The sequence below is a fragment of the Ferrimonas sediminum genome, assembly GCF_900100175.1.
GTDB classification, from domain to species: domain Bacteria; phylum Pseudomonadota; class Gammaproteobacteria; order Enterobacterales; family Shewanellaceae; genus Ferrimonas; species Ferrimonas sediminum.
Map to the genome: position 1 here is coordinate 1 of NZ_FNEM01000032.1, position 13,960 is coordinate 13,960.

10 protein-coding genes are annotated in these 13,960 nt (G+C 56.6%); 7 read left to right on the plus strand and 3 right to left on the minus strand.

The window, feature by feature from the left end; translation table 11 throughout:
- Positions 1 to 222: 222 nt before the first annotated feature.
- Positions 223 to 2,052 (minus strand): M2 family metallopeptidase, encoded by a 1,830-nt coding sequence (locus tag BLT77_RS19605; protein WP_090368500.1) that lies wholly within the window; start codon positions 2,050 to 2,052, stop codon positions 223 to 225.
- A gap of 261 nt (positions 2,053 to 2,313) precedes the next feature.
- Between BLT77_RS19605 and psrA the strand changes: the two genes are divergently transcribed.
- From psrA to BLT77_RS19620, 3 genes are all read left to right on the plus strand, one after another.
- Positions 2,314 to 2,979, plus strand: coding sequence for a TetR family transcriptional repressor PsrA (gene psrA, locus BLT77_RS19610; protein WP_090368502.1), 666 nt, complete (start codon positions 2,314 to 2,316; stop codon positions 2,977 to 2,979).
- Positions 2,976 to 5,252: an acyl-CoA dehydrogenase gene (locus tag BLT77_RS19615; protein ID WP_090368504.1), complete on the plus strand. Its 2,277-nt coding sequence runs from the start codon at positions 2,976 to 2,978 to the stop codon at positions 5,250 to 5,252. The genes psrA and BLT77_RS19615 overlap by 4 nt, the downstream gene beginning before the upstream one ends.
- A 190-nt stretch (positions 5,253 to 5,442) precedes the next feature.
- A complete protein-coding gene (locus BLT77_RS19620) occupies positions 5,443 to 5,898 on the plus strand; it encodes a hypothetical protein (RefSeq protein WP_090368506.1) in 456 nt (151 codons plus the stop codon).
- Between the two features lie 228 nt (positions 5,899 to 6,126).
- Here BLT77_RS19620 and pyk read toward each other — a convergent pair whose 3' ends face one another.
- Together pyk and BLT77_RS19630 are read right to left on the minus strand one after the other, a co-directional pair.
- Positions 6,127 to 7,563 (minus strand): pyruvate kinase, encoded by a 1,437-nt coding sequence (gene pyk / locus BLT77_RS19625; RefSeq protein ID WP_090368508.1) that lies wholly within the window; start codon positions 7,561 to 7,563, stop codon positions 6,127 to 6,129.
- A gap of 231 nt (positions 7,564 to 7,794) precedes the next feature.
- Positions 7,795 to 8,649 carry a MurR/RpiR family transcriptional regulator gene (locus BLT77_RS19630; RefSeq protein ID WP_028113322.1) on the minus strand — a complete coding sequence of 285 codons (855 nt, stop codon included), beginning with the start codon at positions 8,647 to 8,649 and terminating at the stop codon, positions 7,795 to 7,797.
- 264 nt (positions 8,650 to 8,913) lie between these two features.
- On the opposite strand from BLT77_RS19630, the gene zwf reads away from it, so the two are divergent.
- The 4 genes from zwf to BLT77_RS19650 are packed head-to-tail and all read left to right on the plus strand — an operon-like array spanning position 8,914 to position 13,574.
- Entirely contained in the window at positions 8,914 to 10,392 is a 1,479-nt protein-coding gene (zwf, locus tag BLT77_RS19635) for a glucose-6-phosphate dehydrogenase (protein WP_090368510.1), read from the plus strand.
- Positions 10,393 to 10,404: 12 nt separating this feature from the next.
- On the plus strand, positions 10,405 to 11,109 hold the full coding sequence (gene pgl, locus BLT77_RS19640; protein WP_090368512.1) for a 6-phosphogluconolactonase: 705 nt from the start codon (positions 10,405 to 10,407) through the stop codon (positions 11,107 to 11,109).
- On the plus strand, positions 11,106 to 12,920 hold the full coding sequence (gene edd, locus BLT77_RS19645; protein ID WP_090368514.1) for a phosphogluconate dehydratase: 1,815 nt from the start codon (positions 11,106 to 11,108) through the stop codon (positions 12,918 to 12,920). The genes pgl and edd overlap by 4 nt, the downstream gene beginning before the upstream one ends.
- 12 nt (positions 12,921 to 12,932) lie before the next feature.
- Complete coding sequence (locus BLT77_RS19650) at positions 12,933 to 13,574, plus strand: bifunctional 4-hydroxy-2-oxoglutarate aldolase/2-dehydro-3-deoxy-phosphogluconate aldolase (RefSeq protein ID WP_176819399.1); 642 nt, start codon at positions 12,933 to 12,935, stop codon at positions 13,572 to 13,574.
- Positions 13,575 to 13,960: the final 386 nt, after the last annotated feature.

Sequence of the window (13,960 nt, forward strand, 5' to 3'; positions counted from 1 at the left end):
CACTGGGCCCTCGCGTTCGCAAGGGCGACGGTGCGAGTTGATAGGGTTTTCGGTAGCCCAGTTGTTACTGTGGTTTCCGCAAAGCGCGGTGCAGTTCGTTCCCTGCGTACTCTAATCACCCCTCCGTCGTGCCCGCGCACGCGGGTACCCAGTGTCTTTACTCTTAGTCAAAACCCCAAAAAAGAACCCGGCGTAAGCCGGGTTCTTTGGTTGCAGGAGCAGTTACCAGCCACATTGGCGACCGGCGGTCTGGTTTTGTTGCTCCAGCCAGCTCTGCAGCGGTGCAAAGTAGTTCAGTAGGGCATCACCACTCATCTTCTCAGAACCGGTCACCATGGCCAGAGCCTGTGGCCATGGCTGAGACAGACCCGACTCCAGCATGGCGTTCAGCTTGGCACCGGCGTCCTTATTGCCGTAGATGGAGCAGCTGTGAATGTCGCCCTCAAAGCCGGCGGTCTCACACAATGACTGGTGGAACTGGAATTGCAGGATGTGAGCCAGGAAGTAGCGGGTATAGGGCACGTTGCCGGGCACATGGTATTTGGCACCGGGATCGAAGTCCGCTTCACTGCGGGCTACCGGAGCCGCGACGCCCTGATACTTGGCTCGCAGATCCCACCAGGCCTGGTTATAGTTTTCCGGAGTGATTTCACCGGAGAACACTTTCCAGCGCCACTGATCGATCATCAGGCCAAAGGGCAAAAAGGCCACCTTATCCAGCGCCTGTCGCAGCAGCAGTCCGATGTCGCTCTCTTTGGAGGGCACCGTGTCCAGCAGGCCGATTTGCTGCAGGTAGCTGGGGGTAATCGACAGGGCAATGGTGTCGCCGATGGCCTCGTGGAAACCGTCGTTGGCACTGTCCTTAAACAGGAACGGCTGGTGCTTGTAGGCGCGCTGGTAGATGTTGTGCCCCAGTTCGTGGTGGATCACCACAAAGTCTTCGGCATTTTTCTGGATGCACATCTTAATGCGAATGTCGTCTTCATTGTCCAGATCCCAGGCACTGGCGTGGCAGACGACGTCCCGATCCTGGGGCTCAATAAACAGAGAGCGATCCCAGAAGGTTTGTGGCAACGGCTCGAATCCCAGCGAGGTAAAGAACTGCTCCGCCTGCTCGACCATCTTGATCTCATCGTATTGGTGTTCGGCCAGCAGTTCGGTCAGGTCAAAGCCTGGATCGGCGTTGGCCGGGGCCACCAGATCGTAGATATTGCCCCACTGCTGGGACCACAGGTTGCCCAGCAGGTGTGCCGGAATCATGCCGTCTTGAGGCACCACCTCTTCACCATAGTGCTCGCCCAGTTCGCCACGAACGTAGCAGTGCAGGGCGTCGTACAGAGGTTTAACGTCTCCCCATAGGGCGTCCAGCTCCTTGGGGAACTGGGCCGCAGGCATGTCGTACTTCGAGCGCCACAGTTCACCGACGTCCTGGTACCCCAGTTGACGTGCCCCTTCATTGGCCAGTTCCACCTGTCGACTGAACAGAGGCCGCATCGGCTTGGCAATCTCGCGCCAGCCCTGCCAGATGTCCAGCAGTTGCTCCGGATCCCGTGAGGTCGCCATCAAGGAGGAGAGCTGTGGCTGACTCAGGCATTCACCACTTTTCAGGCAGTGGCGGCCTTTGCCATACAGGCCACCAAGTTCAGCGTTCAGGCCGGCTAATTCGGCGCTTTTTTCCGGGCTGTCCGGAGAGGGCAGGGTGATGGTGCGTTTCAGTACTTCCAGTTTGCGCAGTTCGACGTCGGTCAGACCCCGGGTGTCGGCCTTGGCGGCCTGGCTGGCGTACTGGACCGCTTTGTCATTGAAGCGGCGCTCGGCGTCGGAGGCCAGGGCGGCGGTATCTTCGGTAATGAAGTTACTGTAGATCCAGGACGCCCGGCCAGCTTCTTCGACCAGGTTAGACAGGTCCGCCTCGGCGCTGGCGATGAATTCGCGGCTGCCGCTGTCCGGGGTGGTTTCCTTGGCCTGATCGGGTGTCGGAGTCGGGGAGCAGGCGCTGAGCAGCGCCAGAGTGACGGCAGACAGAGCCATCGAGTGGCGGAAAAGTGCCATATCGCGTTCCTTTGCGTGGTTGTTGTCGAAAGGTCGCTATTTTATTACGAGATTGGGGTGGATGAAAGGGGTTCGAGTTCGGTTTGAATCTGGCTTCGACCACGGTGGGGAGGTCCGCTGACAGAGGGAACGTAGAGTTGGTCAGGGAGGGGCTAAGCGCTTGGTTTCCCTGGCGTTCAAACAGAATGCGCTTCATCACTTTGACAATACCCAAGTGGCAGAGTAAGTTAAAACAAGTGTTTTAATCAGGAAGGCGCGACTATGTCGAATAAACAAGGTACAAAATCCCGTATCTTGGACGCAGCGGAGCGATTATTTGCAGAACGGGGATTTGCCGACACGTCATTGCGTCTTATCACCAGCAAGGCGGAAGTGAATCTGGCTTCTGTAAATTATCATTTTGGTTCCAAGAAAGAGTTAATCCAGGCGGTACTGGCCCGCTATCTGGATCAGTTTATGCCCGCCAGTGAAGTGGCTCTGTCGGCTCTGGAAAACCAACCTGGGCTGACGGTGCATGAGATTTTCGACACCCTGGTGCAGCCACTGTTATCGCTGGATGAGTTACGTCATCGTGGTTCCAGCATCTTTCTGCAACTGCTGGGGCGGGGTTACATCGAGAGCCAGGGTCACCTGCGTTGGTTTGTGACCACTCATTACGGTAAACCGCTGGAGCTGATCGTTAAGTTGATCCATCAGGTGGACAACGACATTGATGATGCCGAGCTGTTTTGGCGTCTGCACTTTACCCTGGGTACCGTGGTTTTCACCATGGCATCGTTCGAAGCGTTGAACGACATCGCCCATGCGGATTTTGAACAACACAATAACGTGGAGTCGGTGATCAAGCGACTGATTCCCTATGTAGCCGCGGGCGTTGTTGCTCCGGCCCCCCAATTGTCAGGGACCAAGATTAAGGAAGTATCATGACCTTGCTGATTTTGATCATTATTGCGGTGTGTGTGGTGTTTGGTGTCACCGACATTCGTCGCCAGTTTATCTCCAAGCCGATCTTCGGTTTTTTCCGCAAGGTGCTGCCGCCTCTGTCTCAGACCGAGCGCGAAGCGATGGAAGCGGGCACCGTCTGGTGGGACGGCGAGCTGTTTTCTGGTCGTCCGGACTGGCAGCAGCTGCATTCCATGCCTATGGGCGAGCTCAGTGGTGAGGAGCGGGCCTTTCTCGACAACCAGGTCAATACTCTGTTGCTGATGCTGGACGACTATAAGGTGGTGCAGGAACAGAAGGATCTGCCTCAGCCGGTCTGGGACTACCTGAAGCAGGAACGCTTCTTTTCGATGATCATTCCTAAAGCCTATGGCGGGCTGGATTTCTCCGCTCTGGGGGCATCCACCATCGTTGCCCGCATCGCCAGCCGCAGCCTGACCGCGGCCATTACCGTGATGGTGCCCAACTCTCTGGGCCCTGGTGAGCTGCTGGCTCACTACGGTACCGAAGAGCAGAAGCAACGCTGGCTGCCCGGGCTGGCCGACGGCACCGAAGTGCCGTGCTTCGCTCTGACCGGCCCGGAAGCCGGCTCAGACGCCGGTGCCATTCCCGATAGTGGCGTGGTGTGCATGGGTGAATACGACGGTAAAGAGGTGCTTGGTTTGCGCCTGAACTGGGATAAGCGTTACATCACTCTGGCTCCGGTGGCCACGGTGCTGGGGCTGGCGTTTAAGATGCGCGATCCCGACGGCTTGCTGGGTGACACCAAGGAGATAGGCATTACTTGTGCCCTGATCCCAGCTTCGCATCCCGGCGTGGAGCTGGGCAACCGTCATAACCCGTTGAACATGGCCTTTATGAACGGCACCACCCGGGGTGAGGATGTGTTTATTCCCATGGAGTGGATCATCGGTGGTCCCGATTATGCCGGTCGTGGCTGGCGCATGCTGGTAGAGTGCCTGTCCGCAGGGCGGGGCATCTCTTTGCCCGCGTTGGCAACGGCGGCCGGACATGTGGCGACCCGTACTACCTCGGCGTACTGCGGCGTTCGCCAGCAGTTCGGGGTTAATATCGGTCAGTTTGAAGGGGTTCAGGAAGCACTGGCCCGCATCGCCGGCAATACCTATCTGCTGGAAGCGGCCCGTAAGATGACCGTCAGCGCCATCGACATGAATCAGAAACCGTCGGTGGTAACGGCCATTGCCAAATACCACATGACCGAACTGGGTCGCTCCATCGTCAACGATGCCATGGACATCCATGGTGGCAAGGGAATTCAGCTGGGTCCTAAGAACTACCTGGGTAACATGTATCTGGCTCAGCCGGTGTCGATCACCGTCGAAGGGGCCAATATCCTGACCCGTAACCTGATGATCTTCGGCCAAGGTGCCACCCGCTGCCATCCCTACGTCTTGTCTGAGATGGAAGCGGTGGCCATGGAGGATAAGGACCAGGCCCTGAAAGTGTTTGACGGTTTGCTGCTGTCCCACATGCTCTACGGTGCGCGCAACGGCCTGAACTCCCTGGTGGGGGCTTTGACCGGAGCCCGCTTTAACTCTGCCCCGGTGGCTGGCGAAACCGCCCGTCATTATCGTAACCTGAGCCGTCTCAGTGCCAACCTGGCGTTGATGTCGGATCTGGCCATGGCGGCACTGGGCGGCGGTCTGAAGCAGAAAGAGATGATCTCGGCCCGCCTGGGGGACGTGCTCAGCCAGCTGTATCTGGCGTCGGCGGCACTGCGTCACTTCGAGGCCGAAGGCCGGCAGCATGGCGACTTGCCGCTGCTGCACTACTCCGTTGAGAAGTGTTGCTATGAAGCGGCTAAGGCGATGGAGGAGGTGATTCGTAACTTCCCCAACCGGCCTCTGGGTTGGTTGGCCAAGGCGCTGATCTTCCCTATCGGCAACCACTTCCATATGCCATCGGACGAGACCGCCAAAGCGGTGTGTAAAGCGGTCTCCAAGCCGGGTGTGGTTCGCGAGCGCATCACTCACCTGTGTCACATGCCTGAAGGACTGGAAGACGGCATCAGCGAAGTGGAGTCGGCCTTCCTGGCGCTGCATGAGCAGGCTCCGTTGATGAAGACCCTGAAACAGGCGATGCGTTCCGGTGTCTTGCCGAAACAGGCGATCTCGCCAGCATTGATTGCCAAGGCGGTGGAGGAGAAGGTGCTGACCGAATCCCAGTCTGACTCCCTGCTAAACGCCTGGGTGTTGCGCACTGCAGCCATCGATGTGGATGAGTTTGCGACGTTGTAATCCCCGCAGCGTAGAATTAGGGCCGGCATTCGCCGGCCCTTTTTTATGTCTGCGTCTTAAAAGGCGAGGATTTTACAGACTGGAATAGCGAATTGCGCAAGACTGGCGCTGGGTTGATCTTGATCACGGAACTGGTCTGACAAGTGTCGCATTCTTTACTGCAAATGGGATGTTAGTGCAGGAGCGACACATGATGAACCGGTGGGCATGGTTGGATCTCGACAAAGTCTTGGCAAACAAAAACCTCAAGGAGAGGCTGCTGTACCGGCACTTTATTCCCATGTACCTGCATTATTTCGGTCAGTTTCTGCACTGCGCCCGTGGTAATGATCCCCACGCCAAGTATCAGGCTGAGAGGGTGTTCCAGTCGGTATCGCTGGGCTTTGTGGATGAGTTGGCCTGCCATCAGCTGCAGCTCGATACTCGAATACTGGCGCAATACGACATTGAGCTGGCCCCCTGCCTCAATGAGAAAGAGGTGCAGCTTAGCCTGAGGGGGGAGGACAGTTATGCTACCGCCCGGGCAATCTTTGAAGATTGCTTCAACGGGCTGGATCCTCAGCAGCAGTTGCAACAGTCTGAGCGGTCCTGGTTTGAACTGATTCAGCATCGTGCCAATCAGGTGGGGCGGCAGTGGTTTAAATAGCGTCTTATGTCGCTCAGCAAACAAACAGGCTGGCGAGAGTGTCGGCCTGTCTCTGTTTAGGGCCAGTGCGACTATTCAGTTCCACCAGAGTCAGATTGATGGCACCGGCTGCTAAAGAACCTCTGTATGATTAAAAAGGTCAGAGTGGAGGCCGGTGGCGGTGACGAGCCAATGGGTACAAAAAAAGGGTTAGCCGAAGCTAACCCTTTTGCATGATGAGAATGTTGTTTACTCGACAACCACAACTTTAGTGGTGTTGGTGCCACCGATGGTTTCCATCATGTCACCCTTGGTAACCAGTACCATGTCGCCGCTTTGCAGCAGACCTGCGGCCTTGATTTCAGCAATGGCTGCGGACACCAGGTGGCCGGCAGGGTGCTGAGTGGAATCAAAGTTCACTGGGTACACACCACGGTACATGGCCATACGGTTCAGAGTAGGCTCGTGGCGAGACAGCGCGATGATTGGCAGGCTGGAGGTGATGCGGCTCATGATCATCGGGGTGTTACCGGATTCGGTCAAGGCAACGATAGCCTTAACGCCTTCCAGGTGGTTGGCGGCGTACATGGTCGCCAGGGCAACGGTTTCCTCAACGGTCTTGAATCGCTCTTCCAGACGGTGGCGGGATACCTTAACGCGTGGGTTTTTCTCGGCGCCGATGCAGACGTTGACCATGGCAGTAACGGTTTCTTCCGGGAAGTCACCGGCCGCAGTTTCCGCAGACAGCATAACGGCATCGGTGCCGTCCAGTACCGCGTTAGCCACATCCATGACTTCGGCACGGGTTGGCATTGGGCTGGAGATCATGGACTCCATCATCTGAGTGGCGGTGATGACCACACGGTTCAGTTGACGGCAGCGGGCGATCAGTTTCTTCTGTACACCCATCAGTTCGGCATCGCCAATCTCAACACCCAGGTCGCCACGGGCAACCATAACGGCGTCGGAAGCCAGGATAACGTCGTCCATGGCTTCGTCGGTGGCAACGGCTTCGGCACGTTCTACTTTAGACACGATGTGGGCGTTGCAACCGGCTTCACGAGCCAGTTCGCGAGCGTAGTGCAGGTCTTCACCGGTACGTGGGAAGGAGACTGCCAGGTAATCGACGTTGATGGCTGCCGCAGTTTTGATGTCCTGCTTGTCTTTGTCGGTCAGTGCCGCCGCAGACAGACCACCGCCTTGCTTGTTGATGCCTTTGTTGTTGGACAAAGGGCCGGCAACGGTAACGGTAGTGGTTACCCGGTTGCCTTCCACCTTCTCGACCCGCAGTTGAACGCGGCCGTCGTCCAGCAGCAGTACGTCACCTGGAACTACGTCCTGGGGCAGGTTTTTGTAGTCCAGACCAACCTGGTTCTCATCGCCTTCACCTTTAGCCAGATCGCTGTCCAGAACAAAGGTGTGGCCCATAGGCAGGTGAACTTTGCCTTCCTTGAAGGTGGAAACACGGATTTTAGGGCCTTGCAGGTCACCGAGGATGGCAACATGACGGTTATGCTTGGCGGCAATCGCACGTACGTCGTTGGCACGCTTGACGTGATCTTCGGCACTACCGTGAGAGAAGTTCATCCGGACGACGTTGGCGCCGGCCAGGATGATCTTTTCAAGGTTGCCATCACGGTCAGTAGCCGGACCTAGCGTGGTTACGATTTTGGTTCTTCTGAGCATAAGAGACTCCATAAAGAATACTGGCTCTAAAGTTTATAGATGTCGAGTTTCGCTAAATGTTGTAGCTGAAAGATCAACATGAAAGAAAATTACATAAATTATAGTTGTAGCTTGATAACAAAAATGTGATCCAGCGCAAGGTAGGCAAGCCTAAGGCCACCAATTGTTGAGGTCAAGTGTAGTCGGTGTGATAAAAAAAATGCCGCTGACGGGGCTGTCAGCGGCATTTCTTTACAGATTGGCGGGTTTTTCGAAGCGGGATTCTCTGATGGCTTCTTTGACGCGTTTCAAATTATCCCTGAAACGTGGGCCCCGGCGCAGAGTAAAGCCGGTTGCCAAGACATCGATCACAGTCAGGTGAGCCAGTCGTGAGGCCATAGGGATGAACATGTCTGTGTCCTCCGGTACCTCAACGGTGACCGCCAGCGTGCTCTCGCGAGCCAGCGGACTGTCTTTGGCGGTAATGGAGATCACCTGGGCGTTGCTTTCCCGTGCCAGGCGCGCCACTTCAACCAGCGCCTTGGTGCGGCCGGTATGGGAGAACAACACCAGAACCGATCCGGCGGTGGCGTTGATGCAGCTCATGCGCATCATCAGCACGTCGTCAAAGCAGACCACCGGGACGTTGAAGCGGAAGAACTTGTTCTGCGCATCGTGGGCCACCGACGACGAGGCGCCCAGACCAAAGAAGGAGATCTGCTGTGCCTGGGTCAGGATGTCGACGGCACGGTTGATGGCCATCGGATCGATGGACTGCCGTGCGGCATCCAGCGCCGCCATGGAGGACTCAAAGATTTTGTTGGTGTAGGAATCCGGGCCATCGTCTTCATCGACGTGACGGGATACGTACGGCGTTCCGTTAGCCAGACTCTGGGCCAGATGCAGCTTAAAGTCTGGGAAACCCTTGGTGTCCAAGCGACGACAAAAACGGTTAACCGTCGGCTCACTGACGTCGGCCATTTTTGCCAGGGTGGCAATGCTAGCGTGAATAGCGGTTTGGGGAGAGGTTAAGATGACTTCCGCTACTTTTCGCTCGGACTTACTGAAGTTACTTAGGTTAGTTTGTATTTTTTCTAGAGTATTCATGCGATATATCGCCCAGTTTACCGAGAAGATGGCTGCAATCATTTGTCAGAAGCCGCCTATAATAGCCTGTAAAGCCCTGTATACTGGGCGACTACCCTCTGGCGCCTGCTTGCAGTTAGGTTAAGTTTACAAACAGTGTTGTAAATTATCTAGCTTTTCAGTGAACGCTGAGGTTGCACCATCGAAAAAAATTCTCTTTAATGTAGTTAATTTACGAAAAAGTGACGCCGCATACAGCGGCCCCCTATTTATAGGAGTTGGATAGTGACCCACTTTACCGGCTCGGTCGCCAAACCGTGTGATTTCGTGTTGTTTGGTACTTGTGGCGATTTGGCTCGCCGCAAACTGATCCCATCGTTGTACCAATTGGACAAGGCCGGACTGTTGCACTCCGGTACCCGTGTCGTCGGCGTGGCTCGTCGGGAGATGGAGCAGTCCGAATACCAGCAGATGATCCGCACTGCCCTGGATGAGTTCTTAAAAGAGGACGTGGATCAGGATGTCCTGACTCGTCTGCTGGCCCGTTGTCAGTATCTGGCTATGAATTTCACTCAGCCGGAAGGCTACGAGCAGTTTCATGCCCTGCGTAAGCAGCAGCCTGACAATGTGATGGTGAACTACTTCGCCACGCCTCCCTCTATCTATGGTGACATCTGTCGCTGCCTGAAATCCTCCGCTCTGATTCAACCCGAAACCCGGGTGGTGCTGGAGAAGCCTATCGGTCATGACCTGTCGTCCTCTCAGGTGATCAACAACCAGGTGGCGGAGTTCTTTGAAGAGAACCAGATCTACCGTATCGACCATTATCTGGGTAAAGAGACGGTACAGAATCTGGTGGCCCTTCGGTTCGCCAACTCCCTGTTTGCCTCTAAATGGGACAACCGCACCATCGACCATGTGCAGATCACCGTGGCCGAAGAGGTGGGCATTGAAGGGCGCTGGGATTACTTCGATAAAGCCGGTCAGATGCGTGACATGATTCAGAACCACCTGCTTCAGGTGCTGGCCCTGGTGGCCATGGATCCACCGGTGAACCTGGATGCGGACTCCATTCGCGACGAGAAAGTGAAAGTGCTGAAGTCGCTGCGGCCCATCGACAGCAACAACGTGTTTGAGAAAACCGTGCGTGGCCAGTACTCGGCGGGCTTTCTGAAAGGCCAGCCGGTTCCCGGTTATCTGGAGGAGGAGGGGGCCAACCTCAATTCCGACACCGAAACCTTTGCGGCCATTCGGGTCGATATCGACAACTGGCGCTGGTCCGGTGTGCCGTTCTACCTGCGTACCGGTAAGCGGATGCCGTACAAGTGCTCCGAGATCGTGGTTCACTTTAAGAACCCGCCGCATAACCTGTACCGCGACAGTTACCGTCAGTTGCCGCCAAATAAGCTGACCATCCGTCTGCAACCCCATGAAGGGGTTGAGATTCAGATGATGAACAAGGTGCCCGGTCTGGATGAAACTCAGCGTCTGCAAACGACCAAGCTGGATTTGTCCTTCTCTGACACCTTCAAAAATCAACGGGTTGCCGATGCATACGAGCGGTTGCTGCTCGAATGCATGCTCGGTAACCAGTCTTTGTTCGTCCGTCGTGACGAAGTGGAGCAGGCGTGGAAATGGTGTGACTCCATTTTGGCGGCCTGGTCCGACTCCCATGAAGAACCCAAGGCCTACCCCGCAGGAACCTGGGGCCCGGTTGCCTCAGTTGCCTTGATCACCCGCGATGGGCGCTCCTGGGATGAGTAAGAGAAGCTAACTATGATCAAACTGTCTGTGTTTAAGCCGTTTGACACGGCACAACACCTGGCACAAACGCTGGCGGCCAAGATTGCCGCCCAGCTACAGAGTGCCATCGATAGCCGCGGCAGTGCCTCGCTGGTGGTTTCCGGCGGTAGCACGCCGCTACTGTTGTTTTCCGAGTTGTCCCGTCAGGCCATCGATTGGCAAGAGGTGTTTGTCACTCTGGCGGACGAACGCTGGGTGGATCCCGAGCACGCCGATTCCAACGAACGTCTGGTGCGCGAGCACCTGCTGACGAATCGCGCCTCAGCGGCGAAGTTCCGTGGCTTGAAGAACTCCTACGCCCAGGTGGATGACGGTGTGCTGATGACCGAAGAGGTGTTGTCTAATCTGCCTCGGCCTTTGGATGTGGTGATTCTGGGAATGGGCAACGACGGCCATACGGCGTCGCTGTTCCCCTGTTCAGAGCAACTGGCGCTGGGGCTGGCGACGCCTAAAACCTGCTTGGCGGTGCACCCGACCACCGCGCCCCACGGGCGTTTGTCGTTGTCATTAAAGACCCTTCTGGACAGCAAACAGATTTACCTGCATCTGCACGGGGAGGGCAAAAAAGCCGTTCTCGAGCAGGTGTTACAATCCGATGATGCGACTGAGATGCCGATCCGGGCGGTGCTCAATCAACGCAAGACCCCGGTGGACGTTTACTGGAGTCAAGCCTCATGACCCATGCTACTGTGTTAGCCGTAACCGAACGCATTGTTCAGCGCAGTAAGGGGCGCCGTCAGGCCTACCTGCAGCGCATGGCCAAACAACAGGCTCGGGGGGTTCAGCGGGGGACGTTGTCCTGCTCTAACCTTGCCCATGGCTTTGCCAGTTGCGGCAAGCAGGACAAAGACGACCTGCAGCACTTCAATAAGTACAACATCGGCATCGTCACCGCTTACAACGACATGTTGTCGGCCCACCAGCCCTATGGCGTCTACCCTGGCATCATCAAAGAGGCCTGCCGGGACGTTGGTTCGGTGGCCCAGGTGGCTGGTGGAGTACCGGCGATGTGTGATGGGGTGACTCAGGGGCAGCCCGGAATGGAGCTGAGCCTGATGTCCCGCGAAGTCATCGCCATGGCCACATCCGTGGGCCTGAGCCACGCCATGTTTGATGGCGCGCTGATGCTGGGGATCTGTGACAAGATCGTTCCCGGCCTGCTGATGGGCGCCATGAGCTTTGGTTACCTGCCAACGCTGTTCGTGCCTGCCGGCCCGATGCCTTCGGGTCTGCCTAATAAAGAGAAAGCCAAGGTGCGCCAGGAGTACGCCCAGGGCAAAGTCAGTGATGAGGATCTGCTTAAAGCGGAGTCGGCCTCCTATCACAGCCCGGGCACCTGTACCTTCTATGGTACCGCCAACTCCAACCAGTTGGTGTTGGAGGCGATGGGTCTGCAATTGCCGGGTTCCTCATTCGTTAACCCTACCAGCCCACTGCGCCTTGAGCTGACCAAGTTGGCCAGCCAGCAGGTATGCCGCATGAGTCAGGAGGGGGATAATTTCACCCCGCTGTACAAGATTGTGGATGAGAAGAGTGTGGTCAATGGCATCGTTGCCCTGCTGGCGACCGGCGGTTCCACCAACCTGACCATGCACATTGTGGCTGCCGCACGGGCTGCGGGCATCATTGTCGACTGGCAGGATTTCGCCGAACTGTCGGCGGTGACCCCTCTGTTGGCCCGGGTCTATCCTAATGGCCAGGCAGACATCAACCACTTCCATCAGGCAGGTGGTATGGCCTACCTGATCCGCGAATTGCGTCGCGGCGGACTGGTGCACGATGACGTGACTACCGCTGCCGGTCAGGGGCTGGATCGCTACACCCAGAAGCCGGAACTGGTGGACGGCAAGGTGGTGTGGAAGGATATTCCCGAAGCCAGTGGCGACGACGAGGTGCTGCGTCCCATCGACGCTCCTTTCCTGAACAATGGCGGTATGAACCTGGTTAAGGGCAACCTCGGCAGGGCGGTGATTAAGACCTCCGCCGTGGCCGACGAACACCAGGTTGTGGAAGCCCCCGCGAAAGTGTTTGAGTCGCAGCAGGCGCTGACGGAAGCGTTCCAGAATGGAGAGCTGAATCAGGACTTTATCGCCGTGGTACGCTATCAGGGGCCGCAGGCCAATGGCATGCCTGAGTTGCATAAGCTGTTGCCACCGCTGGGTGTGCTGCAGGACAAAGGGTTTAAAGTGGCACTGGTGACCGATGGTCGTATGTCTGGCGCATCCGGTAAGGTTCCCGCTGCCATTCACGTTAGTCCAGAAGCCCTGGATGGTGGTCTGTTGGCTAAAGTGAAAGAGGGGGATCTGGTTCGACTCGACGCCAAAAACGGCATCATCGAACTGCTGGTTGATGAAGTTGAATTGGATGCTCGCACCATCGCTCCGGTGGATCTGCGGGAAAATGACGAAGGCTTTGGCCGAGAATTGTTCTGCAATATGCGTAAGCTGCTTTCCAGTCCGGAAACTGGTGCTTCGGCGCTGTTAGATTAAGCGAGGATAGAGATGAAAAATTGGAGCATCCAGCCTGATGAGGTTTTTGCCACTAGCCCGGTGATTCCGGTGATGGTGATTGAGCAACTGGACCAGGCGGTGCCACTGGCTCGCGCATTGGTTGCCGGTGGCATTCGTATCCTTGAGGTGACCCTGAGGACCGAATGTGCCCTGGAAGCGATTAAACTGATTCGTGAAGAGGTACCTGAGGCGTTGGTGGGAGCCGGTACGGTTCTTAACCCTCTGCAGCTGCAATCGGTGGTGGATGCCGGTGCGCAGTTTGCCATCAGCCCCGGCGTGACCAGTGCGCTGCTGGAAGCGGGTGCCGAAGGCAGCATTCCGCTGATCCCCGGCGTGGCCTCGGTCTCCGATGCCATGAAAGCGATGGACTACGGTTACCACTTTTTGAAGTTCTTCCCGGCAGAAGCCAGCGGCGGTGTTAAGGCGATTAAGTCCATGGGCAGTCCGCTGTCCAAACTGACTTTCTGCCCAACCGGCGGCATCGGTCTGGCTAACTGTAAGGACTACCTGGCTCTGTCTAACGTCGCCTGTGTTGGCGGCAGCTGGATTGCACCGTCTGACGCCGTACGCGATGGCGACTGGCAGCGCATCAGCGACCTGTCAAGCCAGGCGTTGGCCCACGTCAACGGATAAGCTGAAACAGTTCAAGAAGGCCGGCATGATGCTGGCCTTTTTTGATCTTCCCTCGTTTTTTAAACACAGCCAAAGTCACTGGCCCGTCGCAAGGGTGACGGTGCGAGTTGGTTGGTTTGCGAGAAATGAGCCGTTACTGTGGTTTCAGCAAAGCTCGGTACCGTTCGTTTCCCTGGTACTCTAATCTTTCCTCCGTCGTGCCCGCGAATGCGGGTACCCAGCGTCTTTGCTCGTATCACCATTAAAGTCACTGGGCCCTCGCGTTCGCAAGGGCGACGGGTGGGGGCAGTCGTGCCCGCGGACGCGGGTACCCAGTGTCTTTGTTTTTGTCATTGTTGTGCAGGCGAGAAATCCAGTGTCTTTGCTCGCATCAAAAACCGAAGCCG